The 23,504-nt window shown below is 56.9% G+C and carries 13 protein-coding genes; 7 read left to right on the plus strand and 6 right to left on the minus strand.

Translation table 11 applies throughout. The features are described 5' to 3' along the window. Positions 1-56: 56 nt before the first annotated feature. The 5 genes from PT275_RS05385 to PT275_RS05405 form a co-directional block, all read right to left on the minus strand. Entirely contained in the window at positions 57-1,697 is a 1,641-nt protein-coding gene (locus PT275_RS05385) for a cell division protein (protein ID WP_277153025.1), read from the minus strand. 188 nt (positions 1,698-1,885) lie between these two features. Beyond that, a complete protein-coding gene (locus tag PT275_RS05390; RefSeq protein ID WP_277153027.1) occupies positions 1,886-2,599 on the minus strand; it encodes a pyroglutamyl-peptidase I in 714 nt (237 codons plus the stop codon). Positions 2,600-2,735: 136 nt separating this feature from the next. Then, positions 2,736-3,980 carry a polyphenol oxidase family protein gene (locus PT275_RS05395; protein WP_277153029.1) on the minus strand — a complete coding sequence of 415 codons (1,245 nt, stop codon included), beginning with the start codon at positions 3,978-3,980 and terminating at the stop codon, positions 2,736-2,738. Positions 3,981-4,318: 338 nt separating this feature from the next. Next, the gene (locus PT275_RS05400) at positions 4,319-5,809 is read right to left on the minus strand and encodes a U32 family peptidase (RefSeq protein WP_277153676.1); all 1,491 of its coding nucleotides are present in this window, start codon (positions 5,807-5,809) and stop codon (positions 4,319-4,321) included. Positions 5,810-6,324: 515 nt separating this feature from the next. Continuing rightward, on the minus strand, positions 6,325-7,197 hold the full coding sequence (locus tag PT275_RS05405; protein WP_277153031.1) for an aldo/keto reductase: 873 nt from the start codon (positions 7,195-7,197) through the stop codon (positions 6,325-6,327). A 356-nt stretch (positions 7,198-7,553) separates the two neighbouring features. Between PT275_RS05405 and PT275_RS05410 the strand changes: the two genes are divergently transcribed. The 7 genes from PT275_RS05410 to PT275_RS05440 all read left to right on the plus strand — a co-directional run bounded on the left by PT275_RS05410 (position 7,554) and on the right by PT275_RS05440 (position 22,369). Beyond that, a complete protein-coding gene (locus PT275_RS05410; protein WP_277153033.1) occupies positions 7,554-9,020 on the plus strand; it encodes a serine/threonine-protein kinase in 1,467 nt (488 codons plus the stop codon). Between the two features lie 80 nt (positions 9,021-9,100). Further along, positions 9,101-15,286, plus strand: a complete 6,186-nt coding sequence (locus PT275_RS05415; protein ID WP_277153035.1) for an Ig-like domain-containing protein — start codon at positions 9,101-9,103, stop codon at positions 15,284-15,286. A 143-nt stretch (positions 15,287-15,429) separates the two neighbouring features. After that, complete coding sequence (locus PT275_RS05420; protein ID WP_277153037.1) at positions 15,430-16,575, plus strand: MoxR family ATPase; 1,146 nt, start codon at positions 15,430-15,432, stop codon at positions 16,573-16,575. A 10-nt stretch (positions 16,576-16,585) separates the two neighbouring features. Continuing rightward, complete coding sequence (locus PT275_RS05425; RefSeq protein ID WP_277153039.1) at positions 16,586-17,929, plus strand: DUF58 domain-containing protein; 1,344 nt, start codon at positions 16,586-16,588, stop codon at positions 17,927-17,929. Next, positions 17,926-20,511 (plus strand): transglutaminase-like domain-containing protein, encoded by a 2,586-nt coding sequence (locus tag PT275_RS05430; RefSeq protein WP_277153041.1) that lies wholly within the window; start codon positions 17,926-17,928, stop codon positions 20,509-20,511. The genes PT275_RS05425 and PT275_RS05430 overlap by 4 nt, the downstream gene beginning before the upstream one ends. A gap of 2 nt (positions 20,512-20,513) precedes the next feature. Further along, positions 20,514-21,371: a serine/threonine-protein phosphatase gene (locus PT275_RS05435; protein WP_277153043.1), complete on the plus strand. Its 858-nt coding sequence runs from the start codon at positions 20,514-20,516 to the stop codon at positions 21,369-21,371. Positions 21,372-21,514: 143 nt separating this feature from the next. Beyond that, a complete protein-coding gene (locus PT275_RS05440) occupies positions 21,515-22,369 on the plus strand; it encodes a hypothetical protein (RefSeq protein ID WP_277153045.1) in 855 nt (284 codons plus the stop codon). Positions 22,370-22,567: 198 nt separating this feature from the next. Here PT275_RS05440 and PT275_RS09225 read toward each other — a convergent pair whose 3' ends face one another. Then, positions 22,568-23,338, minus strand: coding sequence for an FHA domain-containing protein (locus PT275_RS09225; protein WP_348519507.1), 771 nt, complete (start codon positions 23,336-23,338; stop codon positions 22,568-22,570). Positions 23,339-23,504: the final 166 nt, after the last annotated feature.

Genomic DNA, 23,504 nt, shown 5'->3' on the forward strand with positions numbered 1-23,504 from the left:
GCATCAAAGAATAAAACAACTAGGGACTAGCCAAAAGCCAACGAATCCGCCGGAATCTAGCGTTTCATATCGGATCCGCCCGCAGGCTCACCGCCGTTGTAATCGGAATCGCCATAACCGGCGCGATTGCGGTTATCGGAATCGTTCCGGGTGCTGGTCTGAGCGGCCGCATTAACCGGAATGCTCGGAGCGGCAGGAACCTTCAACGAGGCGGGAGCCTCGCCACCCGCGGCGGAATTCCTGTTTTCAGTGGTATTCACCAAATGCGAAAGCTGTTGCATGCCTTGTTTTGATTCACCGTCCGTGGCAGGCTCAGGCGAATCGTCGTCATCACCTCTGCTGCTTTCCTCTTTTTTGCTGTCTTCCTGCGCAGCGTCATCCAAGTCATTGGCCACAGCGTTGGCCACTGGGACATTGACACCTTGCTGCTTCTCATCGGTAAATCCGAAGCCGGAGAACGCATTGGTGAACATCGAGCGAAGCTCGGTGACACGCTGGGTGATGGTGGATTCACGTTCCTGAAGGTCCTTGATGCGTTGTTGGAGGTTGTCAAGTTCGCCCTGTGCGGCCTGACGGCGCTCTTCCACGCGCGCCTCGGCGTCCTTCTTGGCTTTGGAGACAATCTCTTCGGCCTGACGGTCGGCTTCCTGACGCTTTGAAACCGTATAGCTGTCAGCCTCATCACGCAGATCCTTGGCCTTGGAGACTAGGTCGTCGGCTTCCTTCTTTGCAGCGGCTCGGCTCTGTTCCAATTGCTGCAACAAATCGTTGACTTTGCTGGTAGCCTCTTCCTGCTGCTTGGAGATGTCGGTGCGAATCTGCTCGACCTCGGCGTTGACCTGACTCATCGTCTTGGTGCGCTGTACCTCAGCCTCGTCGGTGATGCCCTGGGCTTTCGCCTTCGCGTCATCGGTGATTTCCGTCGCCTTGCGCTGTGCTTCGGTGGTCATACGGGAAACCTGCTCGCGGACGTTGGCGAGCTTCTTGTTGGCTTCGGCCAGAGCAGTCTCGATCTGGTCGCTTGCGTCACTTTTGAGCTTGGCGACCTCATCATTGGCGGCCTTGCGCTGTTCAGCAATCTGCTGGGTGGCTTTGGCCTTGAGTTCGGCAATCTCGCGATCCTGCTTGGCCTTCTCGCTGGCAAGACGCTTGTTGTGTTCCTCACGGGAGTTGGTCAATTCGATTTCGATGGTGTCACGCTGCTCGGTGACCTTTTTCGCCGTCTCCTCGCGCAGCCTGGTGGCATCCTGCTTGGCCGAAGTGGTGATCGATTCGGACTCGGTCTGTGCCTTGGCCAGAATGGTGGCGGCCTTGGAATTGGCTTCATCGGTGATGTGCTGGGCATCGAGCTTGGTGTTGTTGATCAGGGTTTCCGCCTGATGCTGGGCGGCGGCACGGGTGCTTGCAGCGTCCTGCTTGGCCCGGTTGACCAGTTCGGTGCTGGTCTGTTCAGCGCTGGCGAGCATCTGTTGGGCGTTGGCACCGAGCGAGGCGAACGAATTGCCTTGCGAGGCCTTCTTGGCGTTCTTCTTTTCCTCTTCAAGTTGGGCACGCAATTGCAGGATGGTCTGATCGCTGGAACTGACCTGCATACGCATACGGTCAAGCGTCTGCTGCATCGAAGCCAGCGTCTGGTCTACTTGTTCTTTGTTATAGCCGCGCAATTCCGTCGTGAAGCGATCATCCGCCATGCTCATTCCTTTCGCCTTGCGACCTCGGTCGCAGATTTAAAGCCTACGAATACTAACTGATAACTGTAGTGTATTTTTGAAGTAATACATGCCTCGAATCATTGAATCCACACAGACACCACGCGAATCGCGAAGTCAGGCTGATAACGATTGCCGTAAACGGCAGATCAACGGTTCGAATTCCGCCTTCAAGGTCAGGCAATGAGAATGTTGGACGATGTCGGCTCAAGGAAGTAGCGGGCAGTCTGGCGCACCACCACGCGGCATGCTTCGATCTGCTGGGCCAACGGAAGACCATGCTGGGGATGCGGCTCCTCGTTGATGACTGGGAGACTGACGAAGCCCGAAAGCATGTTGTGCTTGGCAGAAGTCCATTTCATCAGATTGTAAAACAGCGAATTGCAGACAAACGTTCCGGCATCTGAGCTCAAAGCCGAGGGAATCTCTTCGGCGGCGAAATCATCCAAAATAGACCGAAGCGGCAACCGCGTCCAGAAGGCTGCAGGCCCATTCGAAGCGATGGGTTTACGCGATGCATCGTTGGGGGCCTGAACCGGCAGACCGGTCATCGTTCCCAAAATCGTCGTACGGGCCGTGTCGATGATGTTGTTCGCACAACGTTCCAAAAGAATGCCGCGAGCCGCCGCCTTGAGCCCGGTGGCAATGACAATGTCCGGATGCGTCGCTTCAAGCGTCTGCTGAAGCTGCGGCCAAGATTCCTGGACGCTCACCGGCAGATCGACGGCGGTAATCGAAATGTCAACGTCCCTCAGCAGGTCATCACTTTCGAGGGCGGAGGCATCGCCTAGCCCCTCGTCTGCCAACGCGTGCGGCACCACATGTGAAGGGTTGTCCTTAATCCCTTCATAGGGGTCAAAGCCGGAAATGACAACGTTCAAGTGTTCCATGGTTCCAGTCTAGCGCGAGCGGTGTGCGAAGTCACAAGCATGAAAACACATCGGGAATAGCCAATAACGACGTCGCCGCTCATTGGCTTCCCATTCAGCGCGGCGGATACCCGCATCCAAGTCGCCGGCGAACCACCTATTCACGCACAATCAGGGCGAGCAGACGGCCTTCGTGCTTTTTGTGCGCAAGACTTGCGCGGCGATGCGAATACCAAAGCGGGTTTTCCAACGTGCACAGGCTGTGGCGCACTTCGCCGATACGCTCGGACAAGTCGGGACTGCCTTCGCCGTCTTGGGCGCATAGCGCGGCGAGTTCGGCATCCTGGTCGAGATATTGCGTTGCGGCGCGCACGCGCGGGGCCGAATCGATGACATTGTCGCGTGGGATACCTGCCTCGGCCAGTTCCTGCAATGCGGCTTTGGCGATATCGATGCCGGGGCCACCGAAACGCGTCAGGGTGAAGGTACCGGGGAATTGGGCATCGAACTCGTCGGCGATTCCCTCGCCTACCTCGTAGCAATCGCCGCAGACGCAGGGGCCAAGTGTGGCCACGATACGTTCCGGTTTCGCGCCTTTGGCGACCATCAGATCGACGACGGAACCGATAACACCGCGCTGCAGGCCCTTGCGTCCGCAATGCGCAGCGGCGATGACACCGGCCTGCGGGTCGGCGAGCAACACTGGAAGACAATCGGCGGCGAACATGCCAAGCGCCACACCGGTTTGTGCACTGACTTCGGCATCGGCCTCGAGACGCGGGTAGGACGCTGGTTGATTCATGTCATGCTGCGTCTCGGATGGCGACTCGTTGTTGTTGTCAACTTGAGATTTGCGGTTTTCGTTGGGCGTGTTGATCGGAGAATCCTCGATCTCATCGCTTGATTCGGATTCGCGAATTTCCGTACGGACTTCGGTTTCGTTGATCTCAGCCCCATCGACGGTTTCGATTTCCTCGATTCCTTTTTGCACTACAATTTCGTCGTCCTCGGCTGCAGTCTTTCTTTGTCCGTGCTGCCCGGAATCGATAACCGTTCCGGAAAAATCGCAACCATACGGCGCGTTGCGCTTGAAAATCTCGTCAACGTCGACGGCGCGGCCGGAATGGACCTGGGCCACCAATGAAAGCGGCGCCCCGACGGCCTTGGCCAATGCCACTCGATTCGCCTCGACCACCGCAGGATCGTCGCCCGACTTGCCTCCGAGGTTGAGATCGCTCCAATCGCCGGTGCTCAGACCACCGAGACGGGTGGTGTAGACGATCTTGACGCCGGGTGCCAGGTCGATGGGAATAGTGACGGGAATGGGATTGCCTTTCCCGTCAACCGGCGAGATGGCATTGCTGTCGAGAATTGCGTCGTCATACTGCGTATGCTTGCTCATACCTTCGAGACTATCCTGAGGCTACGTCCGGATTCCATGGCATCCCGTCGCCCGGGTGCCCCATATTCTTTCATTTTGGCTCTCTTGGTGCGCCAAGAAGGCCAAAAATCAATGAATTGATGAGCAAACTCAAGAAAAACGGTCTCTTGACGCGCCAAGAAGGCCAAAAATGAAAGAATCAGCCCGCAATCTTGCGAAAAGGGGCATCTTGGCGCACCAAGAGGGGACAAAATGCGACATTTAACATGCAGACGCGTTTATGGCGCACCCATATTCATGGATATTTGACATTTCGACCCGCCAGAAAACGGTTTCATCCCTCAAAGAACAACAGGATGCTATTCAGCCTTGAGCGTGCGCTGTTTGGCGCGGGAACGAATCATCGAATTTTCTGGAACCGCAAATGGCAATGGCATCGAGAAAACGTGCGCGGGATTGTTGATCTCCTCAACGGACTGCCCGTCGGCATCTTCCATTCCACCTTCGACGACTGTATAGTCGACCGGCTCGTGCCCAGGAATCAGGAATTCGATCAACTGGCCGGGCTCGATCTTGTTACGGCTCATCAGGGTAAGGCGTTGCGTGGCTTCGTCGTAACCGATAACCTCGCCGACTACCAACCAATCGCGGAAATAACCGCCACGGTCGGTATTCTGGCCGACTTTGTGCTCCGGGTAGTAAAAACCAGTGGAATAGTCACGATGCGAGACCTTGTATGGTTCGTCCTTGAGCCACTGCGGCAGTTCTACATGCCTGGCATCGGCATACCCCTGCGCTTTTGTGGCTTCCTGACCTACCAACGCGGGCACAGACGCCGAAATTGTCGTCTTGGCGGCGGCTTCGGCTCCGGCGCTCTGCACGCCATGGAAGCCGATGGAACCGCTGGATTCGAGCTGGCCGACAGCCTTGGTGACCCGCACGACGTCGGAACGGCGCACCATGTCGTGGAAGGGCTTGAGCTTGTTGCCGTCTTTGTCTTCAAACCCGCGCTGCATCATATATTCATCGACCGCACATTTGTAGGCATTGGCCATCGACGCAACGTAATACGCGCTTTTGGCGCGTCCCTCGATCTTGAGGCTCGTGGCACCGGCGTCGATCATGTCGTCCAAGTGGTCGAGCATGCACATGTCCTGCGAATTGAAAAGGAACGTGCCCTCGTCATTCTCCTCAACCGGGAAGAACCGGCCGGGGCGCTTCTCCTCGACGACGTGGTATTTCCAGCGGCAGGGCTGGGAGCATTCGCCGTGGTTGGCGTCGCGCCCGTTCATGTAGTTGGAGATCAGGCAACGGCCGGAGAACGCCATGCACATCGAGCCGTGCACGAAGCACTCGATGTCCATGTCCTCGGGGATGTTGGCGCGGATGTCGCGAATGGCCTGCAAGTCGAGTTCGCGGGCGAGCACCACACGTCGGGCACCCAGCTCGTACAGGGCGTTGGCGGCCAGATAATTGGTGACGCCGGCCTGGGTCGAAACATGCAGCTCCAGTTGCGGAGCGATGGAATGGGCGGCCATCATCACCCCGATGTCAGTGACGATCAGCGCGTCGATGCCGGTCTGAGCGAGGCGGGCGATGTAGGTCTTGATGTCCTCGACCTCGTTATTATGCGGCAAAACGTTGCAGGTGACATAGACCCGAGCCCCGCGTTCATGGGCATACTCCGCCCCGGCCTTGAGATCGTCCATCGAAAGGTTCTTCGGCGCCGAACGCATGCCGAATTCCTTGCCGCCGCAGTAAACCGCATCTGCACCGAAGTCGATGGCCGTTTTGAGGCTTCGCAAGTTGCCTGCCGGAGCCAGCACCTCCGGTTTGCGCCGCCTCACCATCGTCGTCTGGACCGGCTTGCTTTCACTATTCTCGGCCATCACGTTACCTTTATTATCCTCGTACTCGCCTAATTGCACCGTTTCAGTCTAGACCAATGCTGGCACGGCAATGTGTGGCACGATGCCACAGTCCGAAAGGTGTCGGGGCACGCACCAGGCATCCCGTTCGTGTGCTGCAACGGAAATCGAATACGTGTTTTCCTGCACCAACTTGGCCTATTGTGCTGGAAACAACGCATTCTATGCCATCTTTTACGTCTTTTCCAGCACTAATAAGGGTTATGCTGCTGGAAACAACGCATTCCTGACTTATTCTTACGTCTTTTCCAGCATAAATGTGTGCAGAGTGCTGGAAACAACGCGTCTACCAATACCACCGCAAACAAAAAGGTGCAACATGATCTTCTCAAATTACACCTTCCAAGAGCTGATTACGAAGCGTGCCGGCCCACCAGCCATTCAAAAGTTGATGTCGACCGGCAAAATCGAATCAGCCTTGTTCGCCAATCAGCGGCTCAGCCGTTGAGCTTGGCGAGTTCCTCGTCGGCGAGTTCGAGGTCACCGGCCTTGAGGCTGTCGAGAATCGTTTCGGGGCGATGGGCACCGGGGATGACGAAGACATGCTTGCCCAGACTCAGCTCCCAAGCGAGCACGACCTGCTGATGGCTGACGCCATGTGCACGTCCGACCTCACGGAACGGATCGTACTTGGTCTCGTCCTTGGCCTTGCGGTAGCCACCGAGTGGGCTCCAGCACACGAACGCGAGCCCCAGCTTCTGGCAATAATCGAGCGTGTCACGTGTGGACTGATAAGTCGGCGAGAACTGGTTCTGCACCGCGATCAGTTTGTCGCCCAAAATGCCGCGGGCGATATCGATCTGCTCGACGGAAGCGTTGGAAATACCAGCTTCCTTGGCCACGCCTTCATCCAAAAGCTCTTTGATGGCTTCGACGGATTCGTTGTAGGGAACCGACGGATCGGGACGGTGGAAATACAGCAGGTCGATGGTGTCGACGCCGAGGGCGAGCGCCGACTGCTTGCCGGCCTCGATCAGGTGTTCCGGCTGGCCGTTGACGCCCCACGTCGGGGTGGTGCCATCATCGGCGAAGTTGCGGAAGTGGCCGACCTTGGTGGCGATGGTGACTTCGTCCTTCGGTCCGTCCCAGCTTTCCATGGCGCGACGCACCAGCTTTTCGCCGGTCTCAACCTCGCCGCCGGAGCAGTAATAGGACCACGCGGTGTCGATATGACGGCATCCGGCGTCGAGCGCGGCGTGGATGGTCTCGATGCCCTTGGCCTCGCCCAAATTGTTTTCGATGGTCAGCGGCATTTCGCCCAAACCGATGGCGGTGGTGTCGAACGGACCGAGATTACGATGCAATACCATATTGCTCCTTTGTCAGCTTTTTAGATACCGATGCCTCCAGCCTACGGAGCCAATCGGATTTTCTGTATCATTTTCTCTTGTTATCAATACATGCCAATAACGACGAGTGAACGTTCTTTTACACCCAGCGGCACTATGTGAGAAAACAATCGCTGACGCCAACGAGCTGAACGATTTCTCACACGTTGACGAATTCTCACAAGAAAATGGTCGCCTAAAGGCTAAATCACAAAATATCAAGATTCCCTGAATTCGATTCAAGGTTTCTTGATATCCCTTGACAAGCTCCGACAAAACTTACAAGGTTGACTACTACAGACGAAATGTATGGCAACTGATTGTGAGGGAGGAAAGCGATGACGGCACCGACAATACCGGATTGCGATTTCATCCGCGAACTTGACTCAGGCTCGACAGCCGACGTGTACCTGTATCATCAACGCAATCCGAACCGCGATGTCGCCGTCAAAGTAGGCAAGTCGGAACAGGGCCGCAGATTCTACGAGGGGTTCAGAAAAGAGGCTCAAGTCATGGCCTCGCTCTGCAACCACCCGTATATTATCTCGATTTACGGCTCAGGACTGATCTCACAAACCCGCCTTCCCTATCTTCTCCTTGAATATGCGCCGCATGGCTCATACAAGATGATCATGCGCGACCGCAGGCTTGAAGTCCACGAAATGCTCGACCTCGGTGTAAAACTATGCGGAGCCTTGCAGACCGCGCACAGCCACGGTGTGATCCACCGCGACATCAAACCTGCCAACATTCTCGTCACCTCGTCCAATCAGCCCGCACTGTCCGATTTCGGTATTTCGACGGGAATTTACGAGGCACAATCACGCACCGGATTTTCAATACCCTGGGCACCGGCGGAAGTGCTGACCGGCGAAGGCGGTGGCAGGGAAACCTCCGACATCTACTCGCTGGCGGCCACCCTTTATGGCCTTTTGGTGGGAAAATCGCCTTTCGAATACGTTTTTCATCCGAGTACTCAGAATGAATTGGCACAATGCATCGTCTCGAAAACACTGCCTAGGCACGCCCTTCCCGATGTGCCGGAAAAAGTGGAACGGATTCTCCTTAAAGCTATGGCCAACGATCCGGAAAACCGTTATCTTTCGGCTTTGCAATTCGGGCGCGCCTTGCAGCAGGTGCAGAAAGATTGTGGATTCAACACAACTCCTCTGATAGCCGAAGGCCGCTCGCGATTCCCGACACATCATCAATTGCCACATTCACAGCGGCAAATCAGAGTGCAAAGCGCACCCATGCACCAGCACAAACAGTCGGAAAAGCCTCTGATCATAGCTCTGGCAACGGTAATCGTGGCGGCAATCATCGTGGCTGTCTTTGCGCTCGTCATCATTCCGCGCACGGATACCGGCAAATCCGGCGAGCGCATCCATATCGACACCACGGTAGCAGCGAATCCCAAAAGCCCGTCAAACATCAGGAGCGAAGGGAACAAACAGGAAGATGACAACAATCAGGACAATCAAAAGGATGGCGTCACTCGGCAGGATGCGAACCTCGCGGTACCACAGGCCGTGAATCTCATCGGAACATCCGATGGTCGGAACGTGACGTTCACCTGGGACAACCCGAAGCCGGAAGAGGGCGACGCTTATGCATGGGCCGAAATCGAAAACGAATCGACGGCACCCGGTACGCACATGACCGTCGTCCATGACACCAAAGTCTTAGTAAAATCCGAGGAGACCAAGCCCCAGACATGCATTCAGGTGAGCATCATAAGGCCTGACGGACGCATGTCCGATTCACCAACGACAGCCTGCGCCATCACGAAACAAAGCCCATAAAAGAAGCCATAAATGCAATACAGCAACGGGTTCGGTTGAGACCCTGCCATAGAGAACAAATGACGAGAAAGAGGCATCCAATGACGGTACCACATAATGATCGAGACAATAGACCCATCCGCCTGACTTTGCGATGCCTGAATTCAGGGAAAAACCGACGCTGGCTTACTCCGGCGCTCGTCCTGCTTATGCTGCTCGGCATCGTCGCCGGGGCCATCATCATCAACACCTTGACCCGCACTCACGTTCATCTTGACGACGGAACGGTCTGGGTCACCTCTTTGAAAGACCGCAAGGCCGCACGCTTCAACGTCAAGCTTCAGCAGGCCAACGGAGCCGTCTCGCCAAACACCGCAACCTTCGACATAAGCCAGTACGATGACGACGTGGTGCTTTCCGGCACAGCCAAGGCACAGGGTATCCGCGCTTCGAACCTCACCATCCACGGCGAAAGCGAAATCAACGATTCCATCCTGACATTCACCAACGGAGGCACCACTGCGTTCGCAAACCCAAAAACCGGCAGCGTCTGGATCGGTAATTCCGCCAACCTAGACTCCATAACGCCAAAGACTTCTTCACCCCAAATGCGGCTTGGGGCCCATGGGCTTGTCACAATCGACCGCAACGGCACGGTCTACGGATACCGCCCTGCAGACGGGACCGTTCTGAAAATGAAAAACATCCGCGGCACCATAACAACACTCGAATCGCTCACCGGCGGCAAACGGGTCAACGCCGAAAGCTTCACCGTGATCGAGAACCGACCGGTCATTGCAGCGAAACAACACATCATGTGGCCAGGCGGCAGCGCAAAGATTGATTCGCAAGGACCGGTCAGTCTGCAAGCTCCCGCCAGCGACAACGCCCAAGGAGACTGGGTGGAAGCGAGCGCATGCAACGGCGTTTTCACTGTGGATTTCAGGCACGGCGGCAAATCCTCCGCATTCATGAACGCAGGCACCTCAGACCCTGCACAGCCCGTATCTTCCAACGGTTGCGTCTATGCCGCATTCTCACAGGAGGCGCACAACTATATCCGCCTGTGTTCACCGAGTAGCGCCTCCGGGAAATCCCAAGAAAAAGACTCCGGCAAAGCCCAATGGCAGACGCTGCAGTCCATCAGCCCAACTTCCCAGCTCGTTTTCCGCACCAACCACCGGCTTGTGGTCCTCAACGACGTGACCAACGGCAACGTGTGGAACCCCGACGAATCCAACAAAGTCATCAGACTTCAGTGGCGTCAGATCAAAACCAAGAAGACCACGGATCAAGAGAAGAATTCCGATTCCGCCGACAACCAGGCGCAATTTAGACCTACCTGCTCGACCAAATCCGGCGAGATCAAGGCACAGGACGATGATCTCGGCACACGCGTGGGCGCCCAGCAAATCCTTGACGTGCTGCGAAACGACGAGCAAAGCGACTGCTCAGTGCTGCATATCACCAAAATCGGCCCCGTTTCAGGCACGTCAATCATCGTCTCGCCGATCTATTCGGGCCGTTATCTGCAGCTAGACACCACCGGCGCCAGTATCGGCAAGGCAAGCTTCACCTACGAAATCAACGATGGACGGGGACAGAGCAGCGCCGCGACCGTGAATCTGAACATCACCGGCGGCACTTCGAACCTCGCACCATTGCAGAGCGATACCCCTCCCGAATACGAGGTGGAGCAAGGCGCCACATTCACGTTCAACGCCTTGGGAAGCTTCACCGACCCTGAAGGCGACCCGATGACCCTTGTTTCGGCCGCGGCACAAAACAACAACCAAGTCATCGTCTCCACGCGCGCCGACGGACAGCTCATCTTCAACACCGGTTCACTGACGGGCGGCCGTGTAGGCGTGGAGGTCTTCGTTTCCGACGGAACGCATGTCGGCAAAGGAGTGGTCTACTTCTCGGTACGACCGGCGAACACCTTGCCGGCACTGATCGATGCAGTGAGCAGGAACACCATGCCGGACACCTCCACAACCGTTGACCTTAAACCCTACGTGCATCGAACCAGCATCCAACCACCAACGCTTTCGGCGGTAAATACGCCAACCGGCACAACCACCTCAACGAATCCGGCAGATTGCTCCTTCACCTTCAAGGCGAGCAACCCGGGCACCTACTATGTACCGTATACCGTCAGCCAAGGCAGCATCGAAACTCAAGGGCTAGCGCGCTTGGAAGTAGCGCCGGTGGCCGGCCAGTCCGCAAAACCTGTGGCCGCCAACGACGTGGGGCTTCTGGGAGCCGATCGTACGGCCATTGTCGAGCCGCTGGATAACGACACCGACCCCATGGGCGGCGTGCTTTCCATCTCTTCGGTGAACGTCGATCCGAAGTTGGGAATCAAAACCGGTCTGGTGGCACACAAGCGCATTTATATGACCGCCCATCAAATCCCCACCAAACCGGTCAAACTCACCTATACGGTGACCAATGCCGCAGGCTCGTCACGGGGCACCATCGTACTTCAGCCGCCCGCCCTGACAACCGCCAACGCCACGCCGAAAGCGGCCAACGTCAATGTCAATGTGCGCACCGGCGGCATCGTCGGCGTCGACGCAATCGATCACGTCTCGCATCCCGACGGCACCACCATAAAGCTGCAGAACACACTGCAATTCGACAAGAAGACTTTCAAAGGACTGGTTTTCGTCTCAGGCGACAGCGTACGCTACCAGGCTTCTGATATCCCCGGCGTCTATCCGGTGATCTATACCGTGCACGACAACATCGGCAATGTGGCCTCCGGCGTCATCACCATCACCGTGCATGAAAAGAATGTCGACAACAAGGCGGCCCCGACCCCGCAGGATACGCAGGCGCAGGTAGCCGCCGGACAGAAGGTCCGCATCCCCATCACCTTGACGGGCATCGACGCCGATGGCGATGACGACACCCTGCTCGGTCTGGGCGACAAATACCCGAAACTAGGACGTATCAACGAAGTCGGCGCCAACTACATGGTTTATGAGGCCTACGCCGATTCGTCGGGCACCGACACTTTCTCCTACGCCGTCGAGGATTGGACCGGTCAGCGAGCCCAAGCCCAGATTCGCATGGGCGTCTACAAAGGCACCTCCGATTCAGGGGTATACGCACGAGACGACCAGGTGATGCTGCGGCCAAATACCGAAGCCAACGTGCCGGTGACCCAGAATGACATCTCTGGCAACAACACCGACCTTGCAATCCGGAAAAATCTGCAGACCCAAGGCGTCGATGCTATCGCCAGTGACAACATGATCTCATTCAGGACCCCATCCCAGGCAGGAACGTCATACATCATCTATACCGTCGAAGACAAGGCAGGCCTGACCGATACCGCAACCCTGACCATTGTCGCCAACCCGAACGCACCGATCGAACCGCCGACGGCCTACGATTACCGGGTGCCCCCAGCAGCCACGCTTGACAAGAAATCCGTGGACATCAACCTTTCCCAGTGGATCGCGAACCCCTCCGGCACCGCCGAAGAACTCAAGGTCGGCATCGATTCCACAGCTTCCGACCATGCGAGACTCAAGGATGGGGCCAAATCCACCACGGTGAGCATCGACCTGACCGACGAGGCCAGAAGCGTGCCTTACACGGTGACGAACACCACCTACCACACCACCTCAATGGCATTCGTACAAGTTCCGCAGTATGGCGTCTTCCCGCCGATGCTGCGGCCCAAAGCACCGCCGATCAAGGTCAACGCCAAAAACAGCGTCACCATCGACCTCGCAGACTACGTGCGTGTCGGCCCAGGCAAAACCCCTTACGTCGACAAGAGTTCGATCAGCGCCACCAAAAGCGGCAACATGGATTATTACATCAACGATCAGACCTTGAAGTTCACCGCTCCGCGTGATTACGCCGGCCCGGCCTCCATCACGTTCACGGTTTCCGACGCCAAACGCGACGACCACAGCAAGGATAAGAACGGTTCCAAACAAGCCAAAATCATCAATTCGTCCGTGCTGACCTTGCCCATTACCGTCATCGGCCGTAAGGTGCCGGCGCCGACGTTTTCCTCTCCTACCATCAGCGTCGCAGCCGGCGAGGACGCCAAGACGATCGATCTGAAAGTCCTTACCCATGCCCCGAGCAGCCTTGACGAAGACGAAAAGGACTATTCATATTCCGGCGGTCAGGCCTCGGGGCCGGTTGAATCACACCTGAATAGCGACGGCAGACTCACCATCAAGGCCCCGGCCGACGCCACCGTGGGATCGATTGTGAGCATCCCGATCACCATCAAATACTCCGACGGCACCGTTTCGGCAGGGCTTACAGCACAGGTGGTGCAATCCACACGGCCACTGGCTCAGATCCCCGGAACGCACAAACGTATGAACGCCGGAGATGATGCTTCCATCGACATTCTCTCCGGAGCATTCAATCCGTTCCCCGGCACGCCGCTTACTGTAGTCGGCTGCCAGGCCGACGACACCGCAAAACTTAAAGTCGGCTGCGGGGCCAAGGGCACCATCTCAATCCACGCCGCCACAGATATCGGTGCTTCGTCGAATACGGTGGTGGTCAATGTGCAGGACGCCACACACACCAAGGAGCGCGAAGCCAGCACCACCATCACCATCTCAGTGATCGACAAGCCAGACCCGCCACTGCTCTCTGCAGTCGCCGGCCTGCCAGCCGATGGTGCCGTCAACCTGAGCTGGACGCCGGGAGCGGCCAACGGCAGCCCCATCAGCGAGTATGAGGTCGATTATGACGGGCAAAGCCAATCCTGCGGGTCCGTGACCACATGCACCATCACCGGGTTGACGAACGGCAAGACCTATTCGTTCAGCGTCAAGGCAAGGAATGAAGCAGGCTGGTCGAACCCTTCGAACGCCGTCGACTCGATTCCCGATAAAGTGCCCGATGCACCAGACGGCATCGTGGTCACCGGCGGCTACCACAAAATCACGGTCAGTTGGAATGCGCCCAGCTACACCGGAAGCCAACCCGACGACTATACCGTGAGCATGAACGGGAAAATCAAGCATACGAGTGGGCTGAGCCAGACCTTCGAGCTCGGAAATGGAGAGATCAACGACGGTTCCACTTTCATCGCCACCGTACGCGGCCACAACCGCGCCGGAGACGGACCGATAAGCCCAGTGGCGTCTGCAGGTGGCATTGCGGCCTGGGGCGACCCGGATGCCCCAGAAGTCGCCCTCAGTCAACCGGACGAGAATCGCATGAAAGTGGTCGTCAAACCCGGCAATATGCATAACGCCGGCTGCCAGGCAATCACAGTCGCCGGACACGGCACGCTCGACTGCAACGAATCAAACACCACATTCGGTCTGTCGACCGACGACTATGACAAGCCGATGAGCGTGAACGCGACAATCGTCCCGAAAAGGAACGCCCATCAGTCCAGCGCCGACAGCAACACCTACACTCCGCATTACAATATCAAAACGCCCTCAAACGCAACCTTGAGGCTCAACGACGGCATATGCACGCTGAGTTGGGACGGCAACGGTCAACGCACCGGTTACCGGATCTCAGGAACACACCAAGGCTCGGTGGGTGACGCCGAACATACAAGCTTCAGCTACCCCATCAGTCCGTGGGCAGGCTGCGGCAACGAGTCCGTGGCCCAAATGCTGCATGAAGCCATCGGACCGACTGCCGACGCCAACGCCGTAGGCGAGCAGATTTACAAAAAGCAGGCGAAAATCAATACCGCTGGTCTGAATTTGACCTGGTCAAGTACCGATCGCAATATCCTGAACATTTCCGGCGGATCCGTTGAGGACTATGGTCATGGCCAGGTCGTATTCGCCCTCCACGCCAAAGGCAAGGATGATGTGGCATGCCATGGATGGCCCGGCACTCCGGCCACTTGCGTCATCCCGGAACCTGCAAGTCCATCAGCGTCACAGAAATACCCTGATGACAATGCCGCCTATTCCTGGACCATCAATGTCATCGGCGACGGCGGGGTCGATCCCAATGCCTTCAACGCCAGCAAAGACGGCGGCAACAGCGCCTTCGCAAACACGCGCAAGATCCTGCCCCAATTGCCTTCCCCACCCAGCGAGACAACGCCGCCGGACACAACACCGCCCGAAGAAGGTACAACACCACCCGACGAAACCACACCACCCGACGAAACAGTACCGACTACACCGTCGGACAACACTGAACCCGTCATTCCCGCAACGCCGCAATCGCTCAATCTCGCCGACGCCTTCCCCACCCTTCAACGACGCCTGGTGAGCATGAGCATCGCCAAGGATCCCAACCAACGTAGAGCTCCAACATGAACGGCAATACGAACGGCACAACGCGCAACAGGAAAGCAAAACCTTCACGCGTGTGCCCCCTACGCACGCGTGCATGTCCTCGAATCCGAAAGTAACGAAGAGCCTACACATCAAACAGTCACGACAAATGTAAAGGAGAACCGATGAGCACGAACCAGGCAGATCAGGCCAGCGAAGAGACAGAAATCTCGGATGCCACGCATCTGTCCGAAGCCACCCATTTTCCGCGTCTCGGTGAAGGTCCGAACGCAACGCACGAGCGCAAGGCAGCGACTTCGTCGGATACGTCCGCGTCGTCGAAAACCGCGACCGAATCGGCGATTATCGAGCCCTCGGATGCCTCCATTCTCGAATTCAAGCGTTCCTTCGACGCATTGGTCAGCAACGTCGGCAAAGTCGTGGTTGGTAAGCCCGATCCCATCAAACTGTGTGTCACAGCGCTGATGGTCGGCGGTCACGTCCTGCTGGAAGACAACCCCGGCACCGGCAAAACCCAGCTGGCACGCGGTCTCGCCAACTCCATCGACACCTCCTTCAAACGCATCCAGTTCACCCCCGACCTGTTGCCCAGCGACGTGGTGGGCGTGACGTTCTACGGCCAGAAATCCGGTGAATTCGAATTCCGTCCCGGCCCGATCTTCGCCTCGATCGTGCTGGCCGACGAAATCAACCGCGCCTCGCCGAAAACCCAGTCCGCTTTGCTTGAGGTGATGGAAGAGCAAAAGACCACTGTGGATGGCAAGACCTATGCCATGCCACAGCCGTTCATCGTCATCGCCACCCAGAACCCGTTGGAACAATTGGGCACCTACAAGCTGCCCGAAGCGCAGATGGATCGTTTTCTTATCAGGACATCGATCGGCATTCCCGGCCACAACGTGTCGATCGGTATCCTCAAAGACCTCGACATCAGCGACCGAGCCGAAACCATTTCTCCGATCCTCGCCGGCGAGGACATCGTGCGCCTGCGTAGGACGGCGAGCCTGGTACACGTCGACGACCGTATCCTCGAATACATCGAACGCATCATCGAGGCGACCAGATTGAACGAGAAGCTGCGGGTGGGTTCCTCCATGCGCGGGGCCTTGGCACTGACACGCTGTGCACGGATCTGGGCCGCCGCCGACAGTCGTGATTACGTGATCCCTGACGACGTGCAGGATCTGGCAGTTTCCGTGCTCGCCCACCGCATCATCCTGAATGCCGAGACCGCCTTCCGCGGAGAAAAAGCCGAAACGATCGTACGTGAAATCGTCGAATCCATTCCGGCCCCGACCATGGCAGAGTGAAAGCAACACCATGTACTCCTCTTCAGACCAACGCCAGATTCCGATTGCAGTGTCCGAATTTTCCGCCACTGCCCCAGGCTCCCATGAAAACCACCTTGAAGGCGGTCTGTCAGGAGCGGCGCAAGACGGCGACACCCGCTTTTTTCGCTTTTCACGCTTGCGGCTGAAGGCGCGTCGGGACATGGACAAATGGCGACAGACACTTCCAAAATGGCTGACCTCCTATATCTCACCGCTCGGCTGGTCGGTAACAGGCATCACGGTGGTATGCCTGGCGGCATTCCCAGCCTTCGGATGGCATGAGCTATTGGCCTGTGGCGTCATCGGGCTTATCCTACTCGGCTGCGGCATCCTGATGTCATTGGGCAATACAAGATTCCACGTGATGCTTTCCGTTTCCGAAAACCGGATCCAGGTCGGCGATACGGTCAGCGTGTATCTCAACGTCTCGAACCACACCAAAAGCCCGACCATGGCGGTACGCAGCGACCTGCCCATGGGCGGCAGAAGTGAGCATTCCCGCATTCCCATCCTTGCCCCCGGAAAATCTAAAGACCGGCAGGTCGCTTTTCGCGCCACCAAGCGCGCGGTGCTTCCGGTCGGCCCGCTGAAAATCAGCAAAGGCGACCCTTTCGGCATCGTTCGTCACGAGCAATCGCTCACCCAATCATCCACCGTCTTTATCCACCCGAAAACCGTCGTTCTCAACACGCTGGCTTCCGGAATGTTTCGCGATCTGGAAGGCAGCCTCTCCGGACAAGTGGTCGACGATGACCTTGACTTCTACGGATTGCGCGAATACCGCCCTGGAGATGACACCCGCAATATTCACTGGCTTTCTTCGGCCAAAACCGGCACGATGATGGTCCGGCAATTTCAGGCGAGCAAACGCACCGACACCTCGATCACGCTCGGCGTCAACCCGATCGATTATTCCGGCGAGAACGAATTCGAACTGGCCGTCAGCGTTGCTGCGTCCATCGGTGCCGAATGCCTCATCGAAGACCGACCGTTGGCTATTCATGCTGTCTCGGAAACGCTGGTTGCGCAGTCGGTAACACGGTTCCTCGACTGGATGAGCGCCGTCAAACCGGATATGGACGAGAATCCGAACCTCGCGCTGACCACGTTGGCCGCAAGCCCCAGTGCCTCGTTCTATTTCTTCGTCATCGGCTCAGGGACCAACCTTGAACGCCTGCACCGAATCGCCTCGGCACTTGACAGACAATCAATCTGTGTCATGCTTCAAACCGATCCCGCAGCCGAAAACACCATCCACCAATACGATGATTTCACCCTTGCCACGTTTTCGGCCCTCAATGACCTGCCGATGATCATGGAGGCACTGAAATGAGCAGCGAGAACGCCCGCAAAACGAACCTTCCGCCCACCTGGTCTGGCACAAGCACAAGCCCCATCATGCCGATATCCGGCGGAACCGACCTACATCAACGTGCATTGGCCACCGTTCATCATTCTTGGGCCACCGCTGCCATCGGCGTTCTTTTCGTGTCAATCATCACCTGCCTTGATTCCGCCAATCTTATTGATGTCTACGGCAGTATTCGCGTCTGGACCGTAGCCGCCATTCCATCCGCTGCATTGGGTGCTCTCATCGCGTTGGCCGGCGTGAATCCGGCTTTGAGACTTTGGTGGCAGATCGTCTTTCTTGCATTTGCGCAATTCATCGTCGGCCCGGTCTTCACCCTGAACGCCACTACCATTGCCCATATCATGCCGACCCTGACCACCTTGAGTCAAGGGTTCACGCAGACGTTCGGCGCGTTCAAATATGTCATCGCCGTTTCCCCTCCGATCGGCAGCGCCAATGGGAGCCTGATGGCCTTATGGACGCTCAATCTCTTCACAGCATTTCTAGCTGGAGTCTTCGCGGTTTCGACAAACAGCAAAATCAACCTGATCACTGTCTTTCCTCTGGCGCTGAATCTTGTCGCGAGCGCACTTTTGGGAACCTCCCACGGCGTCGCCCGCCAGGCATGCGGCATCGTAGCCATGCTTGCGCTTGCCGTCTGGCTGGCCTGGCGCTGGCAATCTTTCGACATCCGTCGGCCGGTCAGCATCGTCGTCATCCTCGTCATCACCATTGCTCTTGCCTTCGGAGCCACCTTCGTGGCCCCTCAGCACCGCCTGATACTGCGCGACCACTACAATCCGCCGCTCGACCCGCATCAATACACCAGTCCGCTAAGCGGCATGCGTTCCTATGTCAAGTACCACAAAAAGGAAACGTTGCTCACCGTCTCTGGCCTTCCAGCAGGCACGCCGGTCCGTCTTGCCGTCATGGACCGCTTCGATGGCAACGTCTGGAACTTCTCCGATTCCTCGGATGCCGACGATTCCTCCGACTATCGCAAGATCGGCGAGAACATTGCCAGTGGTAGCAATAATGGCAACAATAGCGCCAACACAAACGGCGACCGGTTCAAAGCCACGTTCAAAGTCGGCAAAGGGTTTTCGGAACAATGGCTGCCACTGGCGGGCACCGCCTCGTCAATCAGGTTGGACGGAAGAAATCTTTACTACAACACCGGCACCCATTCCGCTATTGTGACGGGTAGCGATGCAAGCGGCATAATCTACACCGAATTCGGCACCATCGCCAATCCCCCAACCGAACAGCAGATCGCCCGATCCCACGCCCAGCGCATCGGTCAGCCAGAAGCCAGGGACGTACCCGACAACGCCAGCAAATTCGCCACCGCGCTGACCGGCCGACAATCGAGCGACGGCACCACCGCCCAATCCCTGGCCACTGCACTCAAAACCAAGGGCTGGTTCTCCCACGGCCTTGCCGGCGATTACCCGTCCCTGCCCGGCCATGGCAATTTCCGTATCGATTCGATGCTGGGCGAAGGTGCCATGGTCGGCGACAGCGAGCAATACGCCTCGCTGATGGCGATGATGGCGAGAAAACTGAACCTGCCCTCACGCGTGGTGCTGGGATTCGTCCCCAAAGACAAAGACGGCAATATCTCCAAGTCGCGCACCACACGCGACGCCACCGGCATCAGCGAAATGACCTTCACCGGCAACGACATCGAAGCCTGGGTCGAGATCAATTTCAAAGACTATGGCTGGGTGCCCTTCCACCCCACGCCCAAAGAGACGAAGACGCCCGACAAAAACCAGAATCTGTCACTGCCCAAACCCAAAACCCTCGTACATCAACCGCCAGTGCCACTTGTCGATCCTCTTCACGACCAGGCCCAGGCGCGCGACCAGTCCTCGCTTGGCGGAACGGACGCGGGGAACGAAAACAGTAATGCTGTTTTGATGAAAATCATCGAAATCTCAAAGAAAGTCGCCATCTGCGGCAGCCCGCTATGGATTTTTCTGATTATCTGCACGCTGATCCTTGTGATCAAGGCGATTCAGTTGGCTGTCATGGCCCGGCGTGGCACTCCGGAACAACGCATCGCGTCGGGCTGGACAGCGATCGACATGCTCGCCAAACAGAGCGGCATCGCGGTCCAAGGGACACGTCGGCATCGGCTGAAGCAAATCGAAACGGCTCTTGAAAGCGAGGAACAGACCATGACCGCCGGCAAATCAACAATTCGCAAGCCTGTTGATTTGCCGGAGCTGAAATTGCTCTCCCGCGAGGCCGATTGGGTGATCTTCTCAGGCAGAAAACCTGAAGACGACACTTCACAAGACTATTGGCAACGGGTGAAGTCGATGCGCAAATCCATGCTTGCCGCCCAACCACACCTGCGCCGCCTGCGTACCCGGCTTTCGCTTAAAGGAGTGTTACGCATGCCGCATCCGCACCTTAAAAAGTCAAGGAGATCAGCATCAACGACCGCCGGCGGCAACATCGAGGAAACCTTGGCAACAAATACGACAAAACGCACGTATATACTGGCAGATGTACATAGCGCAAAACGCAAACCAGCCGGGCGGAAAGGTCAATGACGATGACGGAACATCCACATATTCATGCGGCCTTGGGCACCGACACCGGCAAAAAGCGTAACAACAATCAGGACAGTGCCCTCAACGCACCGGGTGTCTACATCGTCTGTGACGGCATGGGCGGAGGCATTGGCGGCGAACACGCGAGCGCACTTGCCATCGAGCGTTTCAAGTCGGTCGCCAATGAACCGATACGCTCCAGGAAGATTATCGAATCCGCACTTTTTGACGCCCAATACGACGTGTCACAATTGGGGCAGAAACTTGGGGGCGTGTCCGGCACCACCGCCACCGGCATCATTCTTCCCGCACACCCCACGGCGGACGGCAGTGAACAGGCTCCGCTTTGGTACGTGATCAATGTCGGTGATTCGCGCACCTATCATTTCGACTGCGACGAGCAGGGCAAGCCGATAGCCGATTCGATAAGCCATATCACCAAGGACCATTCCCAGCGCCAACAGGCCATCGATTCCGGGCTCATGTCGCCGCAAATGGCCAATGCCGTCATTCCCCGTAACATCATCACCCAATGCATAGGCGCACCGCAAGGCATCAAGCCGGACTTCTATGCGGTCGTACCGCAAGGTCGCTTCCTTGTCTGCTCGGACGGTCTGTATTCGGAGGTCAGTGACAAACGGATCGCGGCGATCAACGCGGCGAATCCCGACCCCCAACAAGCCGTCGATACCCTTATCAAAGCCGCACTCAACGCCGGCGGCGACGACAACATCACCGTCATGGTCGTCGACGTGTGGCCAAACGAAGGGTGCGGCAGGCCTTGGCGCGCCAGCAAACTTGATGACGGAGAGGAATTAGAGACCATCGGCGATGTCACACTGGACAGCCTCCACACGTAGGTCAGGTTGGCCTGGTTTCACGCTTCTGTACCCGATGACGAATTAGACAAACCAACCGTTATAATCATAAAGCGGATCAATACTGCCAACAAGAGCAGCAAAGCAGGATGGCGCCAAGAAGTCCATCCGACAAGAAAAGAGCAATGAACGCCATGGTTGATTACGACACTGCCGTCGCAACGGTTCAGGATCCCAACGCCGACCCTGTCATGCTTGCGAAAATCGCCTATGAAAACCCGGATTTCGGCGCCAACGTGGCAGTGAACCCACGCGCCTATCTAGGACTCAAACGATGGCTGGCGCAGTTCGGGGACAACCGTGCCCGGCAGACCCTCAAGGCCATGGGGTTCGATGTGCCGCAACAAGGCGTCTCGCCGCGTGAGGCAGGTCCGCAAGCCACCACTCAGGAAGCATCTCAAAACTTGCATCAGGCCCAAACTCAAGATCCATATCAAACCTCAGACCAATGCCAGACTCAGGCCGCATTTCAAGTCGCTGCTCAACGCCAATATCAGAACCAAGCCCAAGCGCATGCTCCGGGCCAAGCTTCACCGGCGGCCAACGCGTCGTATCCAGCCACAGGCGCGTCGTATCCAACTTCAGCTCAACAACAAAACCCCGGCATGGGCTATTACGCAGACCAGCGCGAGGCCCAAACCCAATACAGGGGCACCAATCAATATGATTTGCGATACGATCCCCAATCTGATTCCAAATTTGATTCCCAACCAGACACTTCAGCCGCCCCAGCCGCCTCAATTGCCCCCGCCGACAGTTACGCACACCAGACACCGGTGACCACGAATGCATACGGGTACACAGCCGAACAAGCGCTCGATCCGCACACCGATCAGATGACCATCGCAAAAATCGCCCAATACGCCCCAGAGCTGCGCCCGTGCCTTGCCCGGAACCCCAACACCTATCCCGAACTTCTCGAATGGCTCGCCCAGCTGCACGACCCGGCCATAGACGCGGCACTGGCCATACGTCAGTGATCGGCAATATTGTTCTGAAATTGAACCATTATTATGGCCAACCAGCCCGCTGCCCCAACAATATTCAAGTCAGTTCATAACCGTTAAGTAAATACATGTCCCGCTATCTTCCGAAAAGCCGAGATAACGGGACATGTATTATTCCATGCATCACTAAATGCCAGAAGCAGTCCGCGCTCCGAAAATGCGACGGGCGAATCAGTCTTTGTCTTCAGTCAACCTGAAGAACTGGTCGCCGAAACGCAAGACCATGGGAGCGGTGAGCCGGACAGGGCTGCCTTTGACCTGCTGCTCGCGATTGCCGTCAATGATATACGTGCCATTGAGCGAACCGTAATCTTCGACCCACAGCGCCCCGTCCTTGTCATAGCTCAAAGCGGCATGATTGCGCGAAACCGTGCGGGTGGGATCGGCGATCTTCACGGACATCGCACCTTGTGGCACCGTGGCCGAAACGTGGCGGCCGAGCAACGCACTTTTGTCGAGAAGAATATCCTGACCGGTGACGTCGTTGTGCAAACGGTACCTCTTCTGGGGCTTTTGCGACATAAAGGACGCCGAGAGCACCGTCCCGTCCCAATCCTTGATACCACCATTGCTGTTGATTGTCGGAACAGACAAAGTCTGCGGGCCATCCGATGCAGATTTCTGACGAACCGCCACGACCTCACTTTCCAATGTCTGCGGAGGCTGTGTGGAAACCGAACCATAGACAGATTCGGCAGGCTGCTCCTGACCTTGCAAGAATTCTGTGTCCGGTTCTCGGTCAAACGATCTGTATTGCGTAGACTCCCCGAACTGGGCTTGGTCGGACGATCCCTGAGAAAGCTGCCCCTGTGCAGTCGGTGCGGTCGGCTCAAACTGCCCCTGTACAGACCGAACGGTTACACGCTCACTCGTGTATGCATCAGCAACATCATCGTCGCACCATCCGAATTCCGGAGGCGGCGGAAAAGGCAAAGCGCTCATATTTGTCATATTATCGTAGAACCACAACATCCCCAGCCGCAATGACGGAAGCACCGGCGCATTTCAGCACATATGAATTTACCCCGGTGCACCAAAAGCACATCGGGGCAAATTCAGACGTTTAACCGGTCCGGTCTTTCAGCCGAACCGAGCACCCGCCCTACAA

The sequence above is a fragment of the Bifidobacterium sp. ESL0745 genome (assembly GCF_029433335.1).
GTDB lineage: Bacteria > Actinomycetota > Actinomycetes > Actinomycetales > Bifidobacteriaceae > Bifidobacterium.